The organism is Rhodococcus sp. P4_B6 (assembly GCF_056402215.1).
Window position 1 is genome coordinate 43,901 of the sequence record NZ_JBFUHV010000039.1, and the last position, 19,271, is coordinate 63,171.

A 19,271-nucleotide genomic window follows, 5' to 3' on the forward strand; every position below is an offset into this window, starting at 1 on the left:
CGAGAAGGGCATGGACATGACGACTACCCCGGAGTCCAGGACGGACAGCCCTGTGAAACAGGGTTTTGCAGCAGGAACTTCACTGGCAGCGGCGATATTGCTGCTGACCGTCGGCGTGATCTCGTTCTTCCAGGGCATCGCCGCAGTCGCGTCCGACGATCTGCTGGTCATCGGCGTCCAGTACACCTACCAGTTCGACACCACCGCGTGGGGCTGGATCCACATCGTGCTGGGCGTCGTCCTGGCCATCAGCGCGATCGGACTGATGACGGGCGCCACGTGGGCTCGCGTCGTCGCGGTCTGCATCGCCGCGCTGTCGATCCTCGCCAACTTCCTGTGGCTGCCCTACTACCCGCTGTGGTCGATTCTGATCATCGCACTCGACGTCGTCGTGATCTGGGCGGTCACCACCTGGGACACCGCCAGGGACTAGGACGATGACGACGTGGTGAGTACCGTGACCGGCACCTGGCCGGTGTTCGGCTCGCTGCGGGACTACCAACGGGGGTGGGTCAGGCCCGATGTGATCGCGGGCCTGACCGTGTGGGCGGTGCTGGTCCCGGAGGCACTGGCCTACGCGACCATCGCGGGGGTGCCACCGGTCGTCGGCCTCTACGCGGCGGTCCCGGCACTGATCCTGTACGCGGCGGCGGGCAGTTCGCGTCACCTCGTGGTGGGTCCGATGTCGGCGACCGCAGCCCTGTCGGCGGCGATCGTCGCGCCGCTGGCCGGTGCGGACGGCGGAAAGTATGCAGCGCTGTCCGCCGTCCTCGCGATCGCCACCGGGATCGCGGGGCTGCTGGCCGGTTTGCTGCGCCTCGGATTCATCGCCTCGTTCATCTCCGAGCCGGTGCTGAAGGGCTTCATCGTCGGCCTCGCCCTCACCATCATCGTCGGACAGGTGCCCGCGCTGTTCGGAGTGGAGAAGGAGAAGGGCAACTTCTTCGAACAGGCCTGGGGGGTGCTCACCCATCTCGGGGACACGCACTGGGTGACGCTCGTCGTCGGCGGTCTCAGCCTGGTGGTGGTGCTCGGGTTCAAACGCTGGCTGCCGCTGGTCCCGGGATCCCTGCTCGCCGTGCTCCTCGGGATCGCGGCGGTGTCGCTGTTCGGGCTGGACGACCGGGGCGTCGACATCGTCGGTCACATCGATCCGGGTCTGCCCTCGCTCGGTCTGCCGGCCGGAGTCGGGTTCGACGACTACGTGGACCTGCTGGGTCCGGCGGTCGGGGTGCTGCTGATCGGCTTCGCCGAAGGTCTCGGCGCCGCGAAGACGTACGCGGCGAAGGAAGGCTACGAGATCGACCCGAACCGGGAACTTCTCGGCCTCGGCACCGCAAACCTCGGTTCCGGGCTGTGCTCGGGAATGGTGGTCAACGGCAGCCTCTCCAAGACGGCGGTGAATGGAGGGGCGGGCGCGAAATCTCAGGTCAGCGGTCTCGTCGTCGCCGCGCTGACCGTGGTCACGCTGCTGTTCCTCACCGGCCTCTTCGAGAACCTGCCCGAAGCGACCCTGGCCGCGGTGGTGATCGCCGCCGTCGTCGAACTCGTCGACATCGCCGCGCTCCGCGGGCTGTACGGGGTGTGGACGAGGCGGCTGGGCAGCATCTACGGCCACGCCGCGCGCGCCGACTTCGCGGCGGCTCTCGCGGCGATGGTGGGCGTCCTGCTGTTCGACACCCTGCCCGGGCTGGTCATCGGCATCGGCGTGTCCATGCTCCTGCTGCTCTACCGGGCCTCCCGCCCGCACGTCGCGGCGCTCGTGAAGGACGGGTCGCTGTGGGTGGACGCCGAACGCCACCCCGAACTGCCCTCCACCCCGCACGTGGTGGTCGTGCGGGTGGAGTCCGGATTGTTCTTCGCCAACGCCGATCACGTGAAGGACCGCATCGAAGAACTGTGCACCGACGACACCAGGACGGTGGTGCTCGACGCGGAGACGTCCCCGTTCATCGACGTCAGTGCGGCGCAGATGCTCGGGCAACTGCGGGACGCCCTGAAACGCAAGGGCGTCGACCTCCGGGTGGCCCGCGACATCGGCCAGTTCCGCGACACGATGCGCCGGGCGGACTCCGAAACTTCACCCGTCGGCCTGTACCCGACCGTGCGGGAAGCGCTTGCCGATGTGAGCCGGAAACGGCCAGAGGAGGATTCGTGACCGTCAGCGCAGAATTGCAGGAACTCGCCGCGAAGGCGTGGGTGTACGGGTTTCCGCTGGTGTTCGATCTCGACCAGGTGAACCGCTTCGTGTCGGAGGGGATGGGGAGCCTCGACGCGGGACCCTTCAACACGTTCAGCCATGCCCGCACACTCGCCGGGCCGCGGGACACGTTCGTCTCGGTCAACAACGACACCGTCTACTCGATCGCCCAGATCGACCTCGGCCACGGACCGCAACTGCTCCGGGTGCCCGACAGCGGCGGCGCGTACTACGTGCTGCAGTTCGTCGACGCGTGGACCGACAATTTCGCGTACGTCGGCAAACGCGCGACGGGAACGGCGGCCGGCCGTTATCTGCTGACCGGCCCCGGGTGGTCCGGCGAGGTCCCCGCCGGCGCGACGCGGATCGCGTTCCCCACGTCGGTGGGCACCATCGTCGGCCGCTGGGCCTGCGACGGCGAGGCCGATCTGGAGCGGGTGAAGGCACTGCAGTCGGCCCTGACGTTGGAACCTGTCGGCGACCAGGCGCAGGTGGTCGGTCTGCCCGCACCCGACCCGAACGTCCCCGAGGACCTTCGGTTCTGGGAGAAGCTGCGGGTGTATTCGCAGGCGTACCCGCCCGCCGCGCAGGACCTGATCGCCGAGCAGATGTTCGCCCCACTCGGGTTGCTCGAGACCGGGGCGTCGCCGTACCTCGAGGCGCCGCCGGATCTCGCGTCCGTCCTCACGGCGGGCGCCGAGGCCGGGCACCAATCGTTGGTTGCCGCACTGAAATCGGGTGCCGGTGCGGCGGTCGTCAACGGCTGGCAGTTGATGTACCACGCCTTCGACTACAACGACGACTTCTTCGAGGTCGGCACCGTGAACTCACCCGAGTGGCGGATCGAGGACCGCTCGAAGGCACTGGGACTGCGGGCCGGCGCCGCGATGGCGGGACTGTGGGGCAACCACGGCTACGAGGCCGCATACGCGCCGATCTACCACGACAGCGAAGGCAACGAACTGTCCGGCGAACACACCTACATACTCACGTTCGCGCCGACCCCGCCCGTCGACGCGTTCTGGTCGATCACCATGTACGACCTCCCGGAGTTCTTTCTCGTCGACAATCCCCTCGACCGCTACTCGATCGGCGACCGCACCCCGGGACTGGTGTTCGCCGACGACGGTTCGCTGACCATCACGCTCGGCGCGACCGCCCCGGCCGACCCGGTCGCCCGCGCCAACTGGCTGCCCACACCGGACGCCGGATTCCGGCCGATGCTGCGGATGTACAGCCCCCGGGCCGAGGTGTTCGACGGAACGTTCGAGATCCCGCCGATCGTGAAGACCAAGTGATCCGGGAGACAGTGAATCGGCGGTAGTGTTCGGGCCGATTCGAGGGGGGATCGAGTGAAGAAAGTCGCCGCGGCGCTCCTGTGCGCCGCGATCACGTCCGGGTGCGCGCACAGCGTGTCGGGGACCGCGGGAGCGTCCCCGCTGCAGGAACTGAGTCCGGACCAGCAGCGGCACGTCCACGTCGAGGATGAGCTCCGCGCCGCCGATCCGTGCGGACTGCTCGACGAGGCGGTGGTGCGGCACGCCGGGACGGTCCAGCAGTACGGGTCGGCCGTGCAACTGCCGGTGTGCTCGGCGCTGATGACGCAGCCCGACGGCGTCACCACCTATGTGGAGGTGTCCCTGCTGCCGTCGATGCTGTCCGACGCATCGCTGACGCGGCCGGAGACGGTGGACGGGGTGACCGTCTACCGCGGTGCGGGCGCCGACCTGACCCGCGGGACGTGCGAGCGTGTCTTCCGGCTGCCCCTCGGAACCGACGACGAACAGGTGGGACGGCCGCCTGCGACCGTCCGCGCCGGAACCGTCGCGGGCCAGGACGCCTGCCCGCTGGCCGACGCGGTGCTGGACTCGGCGATCGACAGGATGCGGTCGGGGCTGCCCGCCCGCGACGCCGGCTCCCCGGATCAGGTGGCGCTCGCCGTCCACGACCCCTGCGAAGTCCTCGACGTGCTGGGGACCACGGCGGGCGGACGCGTCGTCGATCCGGAGTCGCCGCCTGCCCCGTTCGACTGCGTCGTGTTCCCGAATCCGAATCGGGTGCCCGGGAGCGAGGTGACCGTGTCGTTCACGATGTCGCCGGTGAAGGAAAACAGACCACTTGTTCCCGCCGAGCCGGAGACGGTCGGCGACCGGTGCCGGTGGACGAGCCCGATGGGTGAGCCGATCGACATCACACGGCCCGCAGCGGGTGTCGACGAGTTCACCCGCAGGCTCGGCCACGCGGGTGCAGTCGTCACTGTTCACGGCCCGAACTGCGCGGCCGTGGCAAGGGTCGCGGACGCCGCGAACACGGCGTTCGGATAGGCGTCCGACCGGACTCACCCGGGATCAGATTGGACTCCGCCGGTAAGCTCAACAGCTGGACCAGTACAGATTCATCGACCTGGAGGTAGAAACGCGTGGCTCTCGTCGTCCAGAAGTACGGCGGATCCTCGGTGGCAACCGCCGAGAGAATCCGACGAGTGGCTGAACGGATCGTCGAGACCAAGAAGGCCGGCAACGATGTCGTCGTCGTGGTTTCAGCGATGGGGGACACCACTGATGAGCTGCTCGATCTGGCTCAGCAGGTGTGCCCAGCCCCACCCGCCCGCGAAATGGACATGCTGCTGACCTCCGGTGAGCGCATCTCCAATTCTCTCGTCGCAATGGCAATTCATTCGCTCGGTGCGGAGGCCCGTTCGTTCACGGGCTCGCAGGCGGGTGTCATCACCACCGGTGCTCACGGCAACGCCAAGATCATCGACGTCACACCGGGCCGCGTCCGGGATGCGCTCGACGAGGGCTCGATCGTCCTCGTCGCCGGATTCCAGGGCGTCAGCCAGGACAGCAAGGACGTGACGACCCTCGGGCGCGGCGGTTCGGACACCACCGCGGTGGCCCTCGCAGCAGCCCTCGAGGCCGACGTCTGCGAGATCTACACCGACGTCGACGGAATTTTCACCGCCGACCCGCGCATCGTTCCCGACGCGCAGCGGCTCGAGACGGTGTCGTTCGAGGAGATGCTCGAACTCGCGGCGTGCGGCGCGAAGGTGCTCATGCTCCGCTGCGTCGAGTACGCCCGCCGATACAACGTGCCTGTGCACGTCCGTTCGTCATACACGACCAAGCCGGGCACCATCGTGTCCGGATCGATGGAGGACATCCCCGTGGAAGAGGCAATCATCACCGGAGTCGCGCACGATCGCGGCGAGTCCAAGATCACCGTCGTCGGCCTGCCCGACACCCCCGGTTACGCCGCGCAGGTCTTCCGCGCGGTCGCCGAGGCGGAGATCAACATCGACATGGTGCTGCAGAACATCTCGAAGGTCGAGACCGGCAAGACGGACATCACGTTCACCCTGCCGACGGCCGACGGCCCGCGGGCGGTCGAGAAGCTGACCAAGTTGCAGGGCGAGATCGGCTTCACGCAGGTGCTGTTCGACGACCACATCGGCAAGGTGTCGCTGGTCGGTGCGGGCATGAAGAGCCACCCGGGCGTCACCGCGACGTTCTGCGAGGCCCTCGCGAAGGCGGGCGTCAACATCGACCTCATCTCCACGTCGGAGATCCGCATCTCGGTGCTCGTCAAGGACGTGGAGCTGGACAAGGCCGTCAAGGCGATCCACGATGCATTCGAGCTCGGCGGCGACGAAGAAGCCGTCGTGCACGCAGGAACGGGACGGTAATCATGACCACCATCGCTGTCGTCGGTGCCACCGGACAGGTCGGCATCGTCATGCGCACCCTCCTCGAGGAACGCAATTTCCCCGCGGACAAGGTGCGGTTCTTCGCCTCCGCGCGGTCGGCGGGCAAGAAGCTGCCGTTCCGCGGCGAGGAGATCGTCGTCGAGGACGCGTCCGCGACGTCCGACGAGGACCTGAAGGGCATCGACATCGCCCTGTTCTCGGCCGGTGCCACGCTGTCCCGTGAGCAGGCCCCGCGCTTCGCGGCGGCCGGTGCCACCGTCGTCGACAACTCGTCCGCGTTCCGCAAGGACCCCGACGTTCCGCTGGTCGTCAGCGAGGTCAACCCGGAGCAGGCGAAGAACCCGCCGAAGGGCATCATCGCCAACCCGAACTGCACCACGATGGCCGCGATGCCGGTGCTGAAGGTCCTGCACGACGAGGCCGGACTGCAGCGTCTCATCGTGTCGAGCTACCAGGCCGTCTCCGGCAGCGGCATCGCCGGTGTCGAGGAGTTGGTGGGCCAGGCACGCGCCGTCATCGGCGACGCGGAGAAGCTGGTCCACGACGGCAGCGCCGTCGACTTCCCGGCCCCGAACAAGTACGTCGCACCGATCGCGTTCAACGTGCTGCCGCTGGCCGGCTCCATCGTCGACGACGGCAGCGGTGAGACGGACGAGGACCAGAAGCTCCGCAACGAGAGCCGCAAGATCCTCGGCCTGCCCGACCTGCTGGTGTCGGGCACGTGCGTCCGGGTCCCCGTGATCACGGGTCACTCGTTGTCGATCAACGCCGAGTTCGAGCGTCCGCTGTCGGTGGAACGCGCACAGGAGATCCTGTCGAAGGCTCCCGGCGTGCAGCTCGTGGACGTCCCCACCCCGCTGCAGGCCGCGGGCAGCGACCCGTCGCTGGTCGGGCGCATCCGTCAGGATCCGGGTGTTCCGGAGGGCCGCGGTCTGGCGCTGTTCGTGTCCGGCGACAACCTGCGTAAGGGTGCCGCCCTCAACACCATTCAGATCGCCGAACTGCTCGTCTAGCTCCCCCCACGTGAGTGGCAAAGTGTGCTCCCGCACGCTTTGCCGCTCACGTGTCGGTTGCGGGTGGATACTGGGCCGATGAGAGTGGTCGGGGCCGCGGTGGCGGCGGTTCTGCTGCTGCTCACCGGCGCGGCCGAGGTCTCCGCGCAGCCGCCCGGGATCCTGCTGTCGCAGGAGCAGCTGCCCCCCGGTACGGTCCCCGCCCAGGCGGGCGACAGCGTCCGGGTGCGGTACTCCACCCTCCGTACCTCCACCGCGACCGGTGAATCGACCGGATCGGTCTTCCTTCCCCGCGGCGACCCGCCCTCCGGCGGCTGGCCGGTGGTGTCCTACGCCCACGGCACCGTCGGTGTCGCCGATCAGTGCGCACCGTCCGTCGCCGGGTTCAACTACGTCGAACTGCCCGCGATCGAGCAGTGGCTCGCAGCCGGGTATGCCGTCGCTGCAACGGATTACGCGGGAATCGGCACAGCGGGTGTCAACGCCTATCTGGACGGTCCGGCGGCCGCCGCGAACGCCGTCGACGTCGTCCTGGCCGCACACGAGGTCTACGGCGACGTGCTCGCCGACCGGTGGACCGTCACCGGACTGTCGCAGGGCGGGCAGGCGACCTACTTCGCCGCCCGCGAGGCCACCGCGCGGGCACCCGCGCTCGACTTCCGGGGCGCCGTCGCCGTGGCCGCGCCGACCCACCTCGACCAGCTCTTCCCGGCCGCGGGTCCGGCCATTCCGGCTCTGCCGACCACCGGAATCGTGAACTACGCACTGCTGACCCTCGCCGGTATCGACGACCAGCGTCCCGAGGTCGACATCCGGCGCTACCTGTCGCCGACAGGACTCGACCTGATGGAGTTCGCGAAGGTGACGTGCAGCCGCGAACTCGGCCGGTACCTGCTGGCCCACCCCACGTCGGTCGGCGACCTGTTCGCGGCGCCGCTGTGGAACGACCGGTTCCGGGAGCTGTTCCGGGAGATGCAGCAGGTGCCCGTCGACGGCTTCGACCGTCCCCTGCGGGTGGTGCACAGTTTGTCCGATGCGTCGGTGCCGATTCCGTTGACGTGGGCGCAGCTCGCCGAGATGCGGCAGCACGGGGTGAACGTCGAATTCCAGCAACTCGTCGGTGAGGACCATCGCGGGTCGCTGATGGCCTCCATGCCGGACTCCCTCGCGTTCGCCGCGCGCGTGCTGTCCCCCAGGTGAGTGGCAAAGCGTCCTCGAGCACGCTTTGCCGCTCACCTCACCCGGGACGTGCGAGGCGGACACGGCCGCCCGACCCTACGGTTCGGACATGGGCTCAGTCATCGGAGAACTGTTACCGCTCGCGGTGGGTGTCGCGATCTCGCCGATACCGATCATCGCCGTCATCCTCATGTTGCTGTCGAAGCGTGCGGGCGGGGCGAGCGCGGGCTTCGGTGTCGGCTGGATCCTGGGCATCGTCGTCGCGACAGGGATCTTCGTGCTCCTCGCCGGCAGCGTCGACACGTCCGACTCCGACGGCCCTTCCGCGACGGCGTCGTGGGTGAAAGTCGTTCTGGGTGTGCTGCTGCTCCTGCTCGCGGGGCGGCAGTGGCGAAGTCGCAACGCCGACGCGGAACCCCCGAAGTGGATGCAGGCCATCGACGACCTGAACTTCGTGAAGTCCACGGGACTCGGATTCGCGCTGGCGGCGATCAATCCCAAGAACCTGCTGCTCTGCGTGTCCGCGGGCGTCGGAATCGGCACCGCCGGCGTGAGCGGGGCAGAGCAGGTGGTGGCCCTTCTCGTGTACACCGTGCTGGCCGGGTCGACCGTCCTCGTCCCGGTGGTCGCGTACGCCGTGGCCGCCGACAGGATGCGCGGGACCCTCGACAGCCTCAAGGTCTGGCTGCAGGCCAACAACGCCGCCGTGATGAGCGTGCTGCTACTCGTGATGGGCGCCGTCGTCCTCGGTAAGGGACTCGGCGGCCTGTTCTGACGCGATCGCGTCCGGTCCGCGCAGGTAGTGCCCGACGTAGCCCTCGTCGAGCGCGATGGCCTTGACGATCACCGCGGACCCTACGATCACGACGGACAGGACGAACAGCCAGCTGATCGCGGTGAATACCAGGCCGAGCGGCCCGAACTGGTGTTGCGCGGCTGCGGTGATCCGGGGCAGGACGAGGCGTCCGCCGACGTGGAGGGCGGTGAGCGCGGCGGCGGTCAGCATCCCGGTCGCCCAGAGAACGCGACCCTTGAGGGTGCCTATCGTCAACAGGTACGGGCTGAGGGTCCACACGGCCATCCACACCGCGAACTCCCCGGCGACTGCGAGAGGTGGACCGATGAACCGGACGTTCGTGAGCTCGCTGGCCAGGCCGATCGCCGTCCCCGACAGCGCGACGGCGAACAGGACGACGAGCCACCGCCAGGCGTCTCGGAGGCTGATCGACGGGACGTTCCAGATCTTGCCGTAGACCCGGGCGAGGGCCCGCGCGAAGGACGTGCCGCTGATCGCGATCATCAGCAGCCCGACGACCCCGAACGCGGCGAAGGAGGGGTTCGTGGTGTCGACGTCGCCGGAGGTGGATGTCAGTTCCGTGGGGTCGAAGCCGAACTGGGTCTTGATGGTGCTTGCGGTCACGTTCCAACTGCTCAGTGTGGATGCCGCGATCATCACGGGCAGCACGGACGTGAAGATCCTGGCGGCGAGCGTCATCGACCTGTCGAAGAGTTCGATCCCCACCAGCCCGTCGATGATGCGCCGGACCGTGCGCCCGGGCGGGGTCCCCTGGAGCCAGCCGTTTGCCGTTTCGGTGTGCGCGGCCAGAGCTTCCCTGGCCAGCGCCACAGATAGTTTCGTCGACCGCACTCTTCGAGCGAACACCGATTCGGACGGGTTGTCATCATCCGCGTCAGGTGAGAACGCGGGGTCCGGTCACGGGCGGACGATGCACCGGAACCCGATGTGGCAGGTCGACGTCTCCTCGGTGTCACCCTGCCGGGCCGAGGGCCGGTAGCGGAGGCAGTAGTTGGGCGCGCAGAGATGCGAGCCGCCTTTGATCACGCGGCGCGCGTACGGCTCGTGCGGGTCCGGGGCGGCAGCGGCGTCGATGCGGGGGTTCGCCGGAATGCAGCAGGAACTCGCGGGTGCCACGTTCTTGCCGCCCGCGGAGTGGTCGGCGGTGAAGTAGTCGGTGGTCCATTCCCACACGTTGCCGGCCATGTCGCCGAGTCCGTAACCGTTGGGCCGGAAATGGCCGACCGGCGACGTCCCGGCGAACCCGTCCTCGAGGAGGTTCTCCCACGGGAACTGCCCCTGCCACACGTTTCCGCCGGGCCTGCCACCCGGTTCGTGCTCGTCGCCCCACACGAACGGCTTCCGGTCCAGGCCGCCGCGGGCGGCGAACTCCCATTCGGCCTCGGTCGGCAGGTCCTTGCCCGCCCACTCCGCGTAGGCGCGGGCGTCGAACCACGACACGTGGGTGACGGGATGGCGTTCGCGTCCGCCGACGTTGCTGCCCGGACCCTCCGGGTGCCGCCAGTCGGCGCCCGGCGTGAACGACCACCAGCGGGTGAAGTCGTCGAGGGGCACGGGGCCGGGGGTCGGGGTGAACACCAGCGAACCGGGCACGAGCAACGCCGGATCCGCGCCGGGGTACTGGGTGGGGTCGGGGGCGATCTCGGCGGTCGTGACGTGGCCGGTGTCCTTCACGAACCGCCGGAACTCGGCGACGGTGACCTGGTGCGAGTCCATCCAGAACCCGTCGACCGTCACCTGGTGGACGGGGCGTTCCTCGGGGTAGAAGTCCTCCGAACCCATCCAGAAGGTGCCCCCGGGGATCCATGCCATGTTCTTCGGAACTGCACGAGTCATGGGGTCAGACTGGCACGACGACGGCCGCCGTGCGACGGTGCGCCCGTAAACCGGGTGCGCGCGGCGACGGTTGGGGTACCGTCGGCTACTCGAGTCGGCTACTCCAGTCGCAGCGCTGGTCGCATCGTGCAGGGGGCTCCACCGTATGGATGGACGAATTCCGCGTAGGTCGTTCGTGCGTGGTCTGGCGCTGACGGCCGGGCTCGGCGCCGTCGGAGCGGGGTCGGCGAGCGCCTACCCGTTCGGGATCGATCCACTGCGGCCGTTCGTCTTCTCCTCGCCGCCGCTGCAGCCGTTCCGGGAACAGTTGCCGCCGTTGCCGGTGCTCGGCGGGACCGCCGTCGAGGTGCACGCGAGCAGCACGATGCACGTGTTCCATCCCGACCTGCCTGCATCCCCGGCCCTCGGCTACGGCGGCATGGATTACCTGGGCCCGACGATCGAGGCGCACGTCGGCGAACGGACCTCACTGACCTACCRCAACGACATCACGAGCAACCCCCTCGCCGCCGACGTCGACACGCGGATCCACGGCGTGAGCGAGCAGGACCGCACCCAGGTCCCGACGTCGCTGCACCTGCACGGCGGACGGACGCCCCCCGAGTTCGACGGACACCCCGAGGACACGATGCGGCCGGGACAGGGGATGGTGCACGAGTTCCCGAACCGGCAGGACGCCTGCGCGCTCTGGTATCACGACCACGCGATGGGCGTCACCCGGCTCAACATCTACGCAGGGCTGGCGGGCATGTACCTGCTGCGCGACGAGTACGACACCGGTCAGACCGGCAACCCGCTCGGTCTGCCTGCGGGCGAGTTCGAACTGCCGCTGGTGTTGCAGGACAAGAACTTCACCGACGACGGACGGCAGAGTGTCCGCTCCAACCCGCTGAATCCGCAGGGCAGCTGGGAGGCCGCCACCCCCGGCGACGTGGGGGTGGTGAACGGCAAGGTGTGGCCGGAGATGCCGGTGGCGCGCGGCCTGTACCGGCTGCGGATGGTGAACGCCGCGTCGTTCAGCGTGTGGAATCTGTTCTTCGAGAACCGGATGAGGTTCTGGGTGATCGGCGCCGAGGGCGGGCTGCTCGACGCGCCCGTCGCCACCGACCACGTCCGCCTCGGACCGGGGGAGCGGGTGGACCTCCTCGTCGACTTCGGGGCCCTCGCCCCGGGTACGACGGTGGAACTGCGCAACGACGAGCCGATCCCGGCGCAGGTCGCGCAGCGGGGCGTGCAAATCATGCCGCGGTTCTGCCGGTTCCGGGTGGGGCCCGCCGCCGGGTTCACCGGTGGCGTGCCGGAGACGCTGCGGGGCGGAAGCCGTGGCCTCGCCGTGCTCCCGCCCGTCGCGCGGCCGTCGGTGGTGCGCAACGTGTCGGTGATGCAGCTCGCGCAGGGTCTGGGTCAGCCGTCGCCGCTGATGTCGCTGAACAACCTGCGCTACACGACCGACGACATCGAGATGCCCCGGCAGGGGACCGTCGAGCAGTGGAACATCGTCAACGTCACGCCCGAACCGCATCCGATCCACCTGCATCTGGTGACGTTCCGGGTGATCGGACGGCAGGCGATCGACACGAACGCCCTGATGCAGGCCGTCCCGGTACCCGCGGTCGGGGTGCGGTGGACGCCGTCGGCGGACCCGTTCGTTCTCGGGCCGAACCTGGCGCCGCAGGTGTGGGAGTCCGGGTTCAAGGACACCGTGATTGCGGACGCGAACTCGATCACCCGGATCGTCGTCCGGTTCCCGACGGCGGACGAACTCGGCTTCGACCCGGACGCCACGTTCGGGATGTCKGCGGCGCACACGATGGATCACTCCGGTGGCGGCCACATGGAGCCGTCGTCGCATCCGCTGCAGGGGTACGTGTGGCACTGCCACATGCTCGACCACGAGGACCACGACATGATGCTGCGGTACCGCCTCGTGCCGTAGGCCCGTGAGTACTTATTAACGACCCGCGGTTAATAAGTACTCACAGGTGCATTTACAAGCAGTCTGGACTGTTTTCTTTTTTCCGCTTACAGTGCTGGGTGTGACACCTGACACGGCAGTAGCCAAAACGACCCGCACGCAGGCCGAGCGGACCGCGGCGATGCGCACGAAGCTGCTCGACGCGGCCGTCGACTCCCTGGTCGAGTTCGGATACGCCCGCACCACGACGCAGGGCATCGCGCGGCGGGCCGGGGTGTCGCGCGGCGCGCAGTTGCACCACTTCCCGACCAAGGAGTCGCTGGTGGTGGCCGCGGTGGAGCATCTCGTGGACAAGCGGATGGAGGAGATCCTCGCCACCGAAGTGGATGCCGGCCGCGGCATCGAGGTGCTCGCCGACGCCTTCTCCGGACCGCTGTTCTACGCGGCCCTCGAACTGTGGGTGGCCGCCCGCACCGACCCGGCCCTGTTCGAGGCGACGGTCCCGCTGGAGCGGAAGGTCACCGACGCGCTGCGTCGCGGGTCGGCGGAGGTGTTCGGCGATCGGTTCGACTCCGACGCCATCGAGCTCAGTATCGAATTGGTTCGCGGTCTGGCGGTGTCGGCACTGTTCCGCACCCCCGAGGCCGAACAGTCACTACGCGCGCGGCTGTTGCCCGTGTGGGAATCGAAGGTGGAGAAGTCGTGAATCTTCCGCAGCACGTACACACCCTGATCGTGGGGGCGGGTTTCGCGGGCATGGGCCTGGCGGCGCGCATCCTGCAGACGCAGCCGCAGGCCGACGTCCTGATCATCGAGCGCGGCGACGACGTCGGCGGCACGTGGCGCGACAACACCTACCCGGGGTGCGCGTGCGACGTCCCGACGTCGCTGTATTCGTACTCGTTCGCCCCCAGCGCCGACTGGAGTCACACGTTCGCCCGCCAGCCCGAGATCCATCGCTACCTGAAGAAGGTCGCGGCCGACACCGGTGTCCGGTCCCGGGTGGTCACCGAGTGCGAACTGCAGGAGGCGCACTGGGGCGACGACGCGGCCGTCTGGACCGTTCGGACGAGCCGCGGAACGCTGACGGCCGACGTCGTGGTGGCCGCGACCGGTGCGCTGTCGACACCCAGCGTCCCGGACATGCCCGGGCTGGAAACCTTCGGCGGCACCACGTTCCATTCGGCCACGTGGAATCACGACCACGACCTCACCGGTGAACGCGTGGCCGTCATCGGAACCGGCGCGTCGGCGGTGCAGTTCGTGCCCGAGATCGCGCCCGTCGCCGAGCACCTCACCGTGTTCCAGCGCACCCCCGCCTGGGTGATCCCGCGACTCGACCGTGCACTGCCGGACTCCGAGAAGGCCCTCTACCGGCGATTGCCGTTGGTGCAGAAGGTAGTCCGCGGTTCGGTGTACAGCTTCCGGGAAGCCTTGGGCGGGGTGCTCGCCCACGCCACCGGACTGCTGCCGGTGTTCGAGGCGGTGGCCCGGGTGCACCTCCGCCGGCAGGTGCGCGATCCCGAACTGCGCCGCAAGCTCACACCGAACTTCACGATCGGCTGCAAGCGGATGCTGCTGTCGAACGACTGGCTCCGGACCCTCGACCGCCCCGACGTCACGCTCGTCGACGCCGGACTCGCCGGGGTGACAGCGGACGGCGTCGTCGACGCGGTGGGCAACGAGCACAAGGTCGACACCATCATCTTCGCGACCGGGTTCACGCCGACGGAACCGCCGGTGGCGCACGCGTTGCGCGGGGCGAACGGCCGCACCCTCGCCGAGCACTGGGCCGGGAGCCCGAGTGCGTACAAGGGGACCACCGTCGCCGGGTTCCCCAACCTGTTCCTGATGTACGGGCCCAACACCAATCTCGGTCACAGCTCCATCGTCTACATGCTCGAATCGCAGTCCGCGTACATCGCCGACGCGTTGACGGCGATGCACCACAACGGAATCGCGGCTTTCGAGGTCACCGAGGAGGCGCAGCGCCGATACAACACCCGCATCCAGTCCGAACTGCAGACCACCGTCTGGAACAAGGGCGGCTGCTCGAGCTGGTACTACGACTCCGAGGGCCGGAACTCCGTCCAGTGGCCGACGTTCACCTGGAAGTTCCGCTCGCAGTTGCAGCGCTTCGACCGGGAGAACTACGTATCCCGGCGCAGGACGGCGAAGAAGACCGTCGCGTGACGCATTACGACGTGGTCGTGGTCGGCTCCGGTTTCGGCGGCAGCGTCGCGGCGCTCCGGCTCACCGAGAAGGGGTACCGGGTCGGTGTTCTCGAGGCGGGCAGGCGCTTCACCGACGACGAACTGCCCGAGACGAGCTGGCGGTTGCGACGCTACCTGTGGGCACCCTGGCTGGGCTGTTACGGCGTGCAACGGATCCACCTCCTGCCTGACGTCCTGGTCATGGCCGGCGCCGGGGTCGGCGGTGGTTCGCTGAACTACGCGAACACGCTGTACCAGCCGCCGCGCCGCTTCTTCGAGGACCGGCAGTGGGCGCACATCACCGACTGGCAGTCGGAGCTGGCCCCGTATTACGAGCAGGCGAAGCGGATGCTGGGGGTGACGACCAATCCGTCGTTCACCCCCGCCGACGCCGTCATGCGCGAGGTCGCCGAGGAGATGGGCGTCGGTACGACGTTCACGTCCACACCGGTGGGTGTCTTCTTCGGCGAACCGGGGTCGCGGGTGGCCGACCCGTTCTTCGGCGGCGAGGGTCCCGACCGCACGGGGTGCACCGAGTGCGGCAGTTGCATGACGGGTTGCCGTGTGGGAGCGAAGAACACGCTCGTCAAGAATTACCTCCACCTCGCGGAGAAGGCGGGCGCCCGGGTCCATCCGCTGACGACGGTGAAAGAGTTGCGCCCCCGGCCCGGCGGCGGCTACGAGTTGCGGACCCGCCGCACCGACGGAATCCGTAGGCGGGAGCGCACGTTCACCGCCGACCAGGTGGTGGTCGCCGCGGGCACGTACGGCACCGCCCGGCTGCTGCTGGCGATGAAGGAATCCGGTGCGCTGCCACGGTTGTCGCCGAGGCTGGGGTCGGTGGTGCGCACCAACTCGGAGGCGGTGCTCGCGGCCACGGCCAGGAACCGCGACACCGACTTCACGAAAGGCGTGGCCATCACGTCCTCGTTCCACCCGGACGACCACACCCACATCGAGCCGGTGCGGTACGGCAAGGGCAGCAACGCGATCGGGCTGCTGCAGACCGTCCTCAGCGACGGCGGTGGCCGGGCGCCGCGGCTGCTGAAAACGGTGGGAGTCGCGCTGCGCCGGCCCGGGGCGTTCGCCCGCAGCCTGTCGGTGCGGCACTGGTCGGAGCGCACCGTGATCGCGCTCGTGATGCAGACCGACGACAATTCGCTCGAGCTCGCCAAAGGGAAGGGCCGACTCGGGCGCGCGGTCACCAGCCGTCCGGGTCCCGGAGATCCGCCGCCTGAATGGATCCCGCAGGGGCACACAGCCATCAGGAAGGTGGCCGCGCGGATCGGGGGAGACCCCGGCGGCTCCGTCGCCGACGTCGTGAACATTCCGATGACCGCGCATTTCCTCGGGGGATGCGCCATCGGGGACTCGCCGGACACCGGGGTCGTCGACCCCTACCTGCGCGCGTACGGACACGACGGGCTGCACGTGGCCGACGGGTCGGTGGTGAGCGCGAACCTCGGCGTCAACCCGTCGCTCACCATCACCGCCCAGGCCGAGCGCGCGTTCGCGCTGTGGCCCAACAGGGGTGAGACCGACACCCGGCCCGAGCCAGGCAAGCCATACGTACGTATCGCACCGTCACCGCCCCGGAATCCGGTGGTGCCCGCCGACGCGCCGGGCGCACTGCGGCTTCCGCTGACGGTCGTGAACCGAAGGGAGACAGTCGATGTGGAGCGTGCCTGAATCGACCACCGACCGCACCGACTGGCCCGAGAGCTCACCGCCCCCGTGGCCGGCGGCCGTCCGCGCGACGCTGTGGTGGCACCGCAGCACCGCGGCCGCCCGCGCCCTCGGACCCGGCGGCGCCACCGTCCCGATGACCCTCGCGATGATGGTCGACTATCTCGACTCGCCCGTCGGGCCCTACCGGGAAATCCTCGCCAGCCCGGTGCTCCGCGCGCCGGGGCGTCGTATCGGCGTCCTGCCGCGCATGGCGGTCCCGTTCATCGCCGTGGATTCGGAACCCTCCGTGCACGGTGGACGTGCACACTGGAGCCTGCCCAAGGTGCCTGCCGAGTTCGGCGGCGACGTGCACGGCGACTTCGAGGCGTCGTCCGGGGCGTGGCGCGTCACCACGAGCACCCGGCCGCGCGGACCGCGGCTACCGATCGCCGGAGCGCTGGGGTTCGCGCAACCGGGTGACGACGGTCGTGGTCTCGTGACGGCGTCCGCGCGGCTCCGCGGCCACTTTCGGTACGCCCGCGTGGACGTGGCGGCCGACGGACCCACGCTCGCCGACTGGCTTACGCCGGGAACGCATCACGGCGTCGTGATCACGGACGGCCGGATGACCACCGGGCCCGCGCGTAGGCGCTGACAGCCCGGGGCGCTACGCGATCTCCGCGGCGACGCCGGCGAGGCGCGGCAACACGGTGTCGCGCCAGCCCGGACCCATCCGCTCGAACGCGTCGCGGCTGCGTTTGTCGTCGAGGTCGAAGCCCGAGTGGTCGAGGAACAGGCGCGTGCCCGCACCCTCGGGAACGAGGCGCCACACCAGCGTCCAGTTCTCGGTGAACGTGTAGACGAAGCGCCGTTCCGGCTCGACCTCGACCACTTCGCAGGGCACGGCGCCCCAGCCGGGCATGTCGAGGTGGAACCGGTGCCCGACGGTGGCGGCGATGTCGCCCGCGGCCCACCAGCGGGCGAGCAGATCCGGCTCGGTGAGGGCGCGCCACACCTTGGCCGGCGGCGCGGCGATGAACTGGTCGACGGAGATCCGGGTGGTGGTGCGGTCGGTCACGAGTCCTCCTCGAGGAAGTCGGCGAGTGTGCGCAGGCGGTGACGCCAGAACCGCTCGAACGGGTGCAGCCAGTCGCCGACGTCGGCGAGCGGCTCGGCGGTCAGGTGGTAGTGCCGCTGCCGTCCGGACGGTTCGTCGCGGACGAGCCCGGCCCGGCGCAGCACCTGCAGATGCTCCGCCACCGCGGGGCGGCTGAGGTCGAACCGGCCCGCGAGCTCCCCGGCGGTGAGCGGTCCGTCCACCAGGATTTCCAGCAGACGCCGTCGCACGGGGTTGGCGAGGGCGAGGAAGACGTCGTCGTCGGGCACGGGGCGAGCTTATGTCGGAGATTTCCGACATGTCAATAATCTCCGACACATCCTTTTCTTGACTAATTCCAAAAAGGCGCGATACTGGAACACATGCAACACGGCACGGATCCCACAGCGCAGCTGCGCGGCGTGGGCCTCCGTGTCACYGCACCACGTGTTGCAGTGTTGAATGCGGTTGCCGTACGGCCGCATTCCGACGTCGACGACATCGCAGCCGTAGTCCGCGAAGAGCTGGGATCGGTCTCCACCCAGGCGGTATACGACGTCCTCAAGGCGTGCACCGCCGCCGGTCTGCTCAGACGTATCGAACCCGCGGGATCGCCCGCACGGTTCGAAACCCGTACCGGAGACAACCACCACCACCTCGTGTGCCGCAGCTGCGGGACCGTCGTGGACGTGGACTGCGCGGTCGGCGAGGCACCGTGCCTCGACCCCTCGCAGGCCCACGGATTCGAGATCGACGAGGCCGAGGTCGTCTTCTGGGGGCTCTGCTCTCAGTGCCAGGCCGACGCGCAGAGCGAAACCGGGTCGGCAGCAGCCCTGTCCTGATCCCGGTTCGTTCCCGCCGATACACCCTCACCCGATTGCAACCTGGAGGCTCTCAACTGGGTGGGGGTCTAGGGGGCCGCGTCGTAGGCCCCTCGGCGTACAGGTTTCCGGTCAGCGAGTTTTCGACCGGGAGGATCGCGACGTCAACCTGGATGGACCTGCACCGGAGAGTGTTCGGGCCGACGGGGCGGAAGCAGTTGTATTGCTGGGTGTCCGGCTCGACTGGCCAGGACCCCTCACCCGCCGATCAGGATGTGACGTTGCGTGGGCGTGCCAACGGCACCTGGTGCAGAGCCTACCAGGATCGTGGTTCCGGTCCACGGGAGAGACTCGAGCGGGTGTGAATCGGGTGGGTGACGACGCGGCCACCGGCCGGTTCGCGGTGGTGCGGGTGGTGGCGGGATCGGTCGGCGTGGGTTTCGGGGTGGCGTGGATCGAGCGTGACGTGTCGGTGGTCGGCGTTAGGGTCGAGGCCGTCGGTGAGGATGGGGACGCAGTCTAGGGTGGGGGAGCTGATGGGAGACGATCATGGCGTTGAGGTGGGCCAGCTGATGGCCGATGCCGGATTGCCTGCGCTGCGGCAGTTCTCGTTCACCACCCGCCCGTACCTGGCGGTCGATGACATCACCGGTGAGCCGATCGGACTCGACGATGTCGACACCCGGGTGGGGTGGCTGCTCGACCTGATCTCGGGCGCCGAAGCGCGGCTGCTGTCGCGGCTGTGGCGACCGGCCACCTTCGATGTCCTCGCCGCCGGCGTGGACCGCCAGGGCCGCAAGCTCCCGA

Annotated in this window: 19 protein-coding genes and 1 pseudogene; 16 read left to right on the top strand and 4 right to left on the bottom strand. The window is 68.9% G+C overall.

What is annotated here, in order from left to right; translation table 11 throughout:
- Window positions 1–10: 10 nt before the first annotated feature.
- From AC1DWT_RS20185 to AC1DWT_RS20220, 8 genes are all read left to right on the top strand, one after another.
- A complete protein-coding gene (locus AC1DWT_RS20185) occupies window positions 11–433 on the top strand; it encodes a DUF7144 family membrane protein (protein WP_083395660.1) in 423 nt (140 codons plus the stop codon).
- Window positions 434–445: 12 nt separating this feature from the next.
- On the top strand, window positions 446–2,158 hold the full coding sequence (locus AC1DWT_RS20190) for a SulP family inorganic anion transporter (RefSeq protein WP_477921925.1): 1,713 nt from the start codon (window positions 446–448) through the stop codon (window positions 2,156–2,158).
- On the top strand, window positions 2,155–3,498 hold the full coding sequence (locus tag AC1DWT_RS20195; protein ID WP_477921926.1) for a DUF1254 domain-containing protein: 1,344 nt from the start codon (window positions 2,155–2,157) through the stop codon (window positions 3,496–3,498). The genes AC1DWT_RS20190 and AC1DWT_RS20195 overlap by 4 nt, the downstream gene beginning before the upstream one ends.
- Window positions 3,499–3,552: 54 nt before the next feature.
- Window positions 3,553–4,524 carry a hypothetical protein gene (locus tag AC1DWT_RS20200; RefSeq protein ID WP_477921927.1) on the top strand — a complete coding sequence of 324 codons (972 nt, stop codon included), beginning with the start codon at window positions 3,553–3,555 and terminating at the stop codon, window positions 4,522–4,524.
- A 95-nt stretch (window positions 4,525–4,619) separates the two neighbouring features.
- Window positions 4,620–5,885: an aspartate kinase gene (locus AC1DWT_RS20205; RefSeq protein ID WP_005248517.1), complete on the top strand. Its 1,266-nt coding sequence runs from the start codon at window positions 4,620–4,622 to the stop codon at window positions 5,883–5,885.
- Between the two features lie 2 nt (window positions 5,886–5,887).
- Window positions 5,888–6,919 carry an aspartate-semialdehyde dehydrogenase gene (locus AC1DWT_RS20210; RefSeq protein ID WP_095862940.1) on the top strand — a complete coding sequence of 344 codons (1,032 nt, stop codon included), beginning with the start codon at window positions 5,888–5,890 and terminating at the stop codon, window positions 6,917–6,919.
- Between the two features lie 78 nt (window positions 6,920–6,997).
- Window positions 6,998–8,119: an alpha/beta hydrolase family protein gene (locus tag AC1DWT_RS20215; RefSeq protein WP_477921928.1), complete on the top strand. Its 1,122-nt coding sequence runs from the start codon at window positions 6,998–7,000 to the stop codon at window positions 8,117–8,119.
- Between the two features lie 88 nt (window positions 8,120–8,207).
- Window positions 8,208–8,873 carry a GAP family protein gene (locus AC1DWT_RS20220; protein WP_072938108.1) on the top strand — a complete coding sequence of 222 codons (666 nt, stop codon included), beginning with the start codon at window positions 8,208–8,210 and terminating at the stop codon, window positions 8,871–8,873.
- On the opposite strand, the gene AC1DWT_RS20225 is transcribed toward AC1DWT_RS20220, so the two are convergent.
- Together AC1DWT_RS20225 and AC1DWT_RS20230 are read right to left on the bottom strand one after the other, a co-directional pair.
- Window positions 8,820–9,725 (bottom strand): hypothetical protein, encoded by a 906-nt coding sequence (locus AC1DWT_RS20225; protein WP_072938095.1) that lies wholly within the window; start codon window positions 9,723–9,725, stop codon window positions 8,820–8,822. The genes AC1DWT_RS20220 and AC1DWT_RS20225 overlap by 54 nt on opposite strands.
- 87 nt (window positions 9,726–9,812) lie before the next feature.
- Window positions 9,813–10,751 (bottom strand): formylglycine-generating enzyme family protein, encoded by a 939-nt coding sequence (locus AC1DWT_RS20230; protein ID WP_477921930.1) that lies wholly within the window; start codon window positions 10,749–10,751, stop codon window positions 9,813–9,815.
- A gap of 145 nt (window positions 10,752–10,896) precedes the next feature.
- On the opposite strand from AC1DWT_RS20230, the gene AC1DWT_RS20235 reads away from it, so the two are divergent.
- From AC1DWT_RS20235 to AC1DWT_RS20255, 5 genes are all read left to right on the top strand, one after another.
- Window positions 10,897–12,687: a multicopper oxidase family protein gene (locus AC1DWT_RS20235; protein WP_477921931.1), complete on the top strand. Its 1,791-nt coding sequence runs from the start codon at window positions 10,897–10,899 to the stop codon at window positions 12,685–12,687.
- 91 nt (window positions 12,688–12,778) lie between these two features.
- Entirely contained in the window at window positions 12,779–13,372 is a 594-nt protein-coding gene (locus tag AC1DWT_RS20240; RefSeq protein WP_477921932.1) for a TetR/AcrR family transcriptional regulator, read from the top strand.
- A complete protein-coding gene (locus tag AC1DWT_RS20245; RefSeq protein ID WP_477921933.1) occupies window positions 13,369–14,859 on the top strand; it encodes a flavin-containing monooxygenase in 1,491 nt (496 codons plus the stop codon). The genes AC1DWT_RS20240 and AC1DWT_RS20245 overlap by 4 nt, the downstream gene beginning before the upstream one ends.
- Window positions 14,856–16,568 (top strand): FAD-dependent oxidoreductase, encoded by a 1,713-nt coding sequence (locus tag AC1DWT_RS20250; protein ID WP_477921935.1) that lies wholly within the window; start codon window positions 14,856–14,858, stop codon window positions 16,566–16,568. The genes AC1DWT_RS20245 and AC1DWT_RS20250 overlap by 4 nt, the downstream gene beginning before the upstream one ends.
- Window positions 16,552–17,202, top strand: coding sequence for an acetoacetate decarboxylase family protein (locus AC1DWT_RS20255; protein ID WP_095862948.1), 651 nt, complete (start codon window positions 16,552–16,554; stop codon window positions 17,200–17,202). Before AC1DWT_RS20250 ends, AC1DWT_RS20255 begins: the two co-directional genes overlap by 17 nt.
- Window positions 17,203–17,214: 12 nt before the next feature.
- Here AC1DWT_RS20255 and AC1DWT_RS20260 read toward each other — a convergent pair whose 3' ends face one another.
- Both AC1DWT_RS20260 and AC1DWT_RS20265 read right to left on the bottom strand, forming a co-directional pair.
- Window positions 17,215–17,625 (bottom strand): SRPBCC family protein, encoded by a 411-nt coding sequence (locus AC1DWT_RS20260; protein WP_095862949.1) that lies wholly within the window; start codon window positions 17,623–17,625, stop codon window positions 17,215–17,217.
- Window positions 17,622–17,933: an ArsR/SmtB family transcription factor gene (locus tag AC1DWT_RS20265; protein ID WP_095862950.1), complete on the bottom strand. Its 312-nt coding sequence runs from the start codon at window positions 17,931–17,933 to the stop codon at window positions 17,622–17,624. The genes AC1DWT_RS20260 and AC1DWT_RS20265 overlap by 4 nt, the downstream gene beginning before the upstream one ends.
- A gap of 93 nt (window positions 17,934–18,026) precedes the next feature.
- Between AC1DWT_RS20265 and AC1DWT_RS20270 the strand changes: the two genes are divergently transcribed.
- The 3 genes and pseudogenes from AC1DWT_RS20270 to AC1DWT_RS20280 all read left to right on the top strand — a co-directional run.
- Window positions 18,027–18,485: a Fur family transcriptional regulator gene (locus AC1DWT_RS20270; protein WP_072938085.1), complete on the top strand. Its 459-nt coding sequence runs from the start codon at window positions 18,027–18,029 to the stop codon at window positions 18,483–18,485.
- A 349-nt stretch (window positions 18,486–18,834) separates the two neighbouring features.
- Window positions 18,835–18,987, top strand: a complete 153-nt coding sequence (locus tag AC1DWT_RS20275; protein ID WP_192581740.1) for a hypothetical protein — start codon at window positions 18,835–18,837, stop codon at window positions 18,985–18,987.
- A gap of 49 nt (window positions 18,988–19,036) precedes the next feature.
- Window positions 19,037–19,271, top strand: a pseudogene (locus AC1DWT_RS20280) (hypothetical protein); the annotation flags it as partial.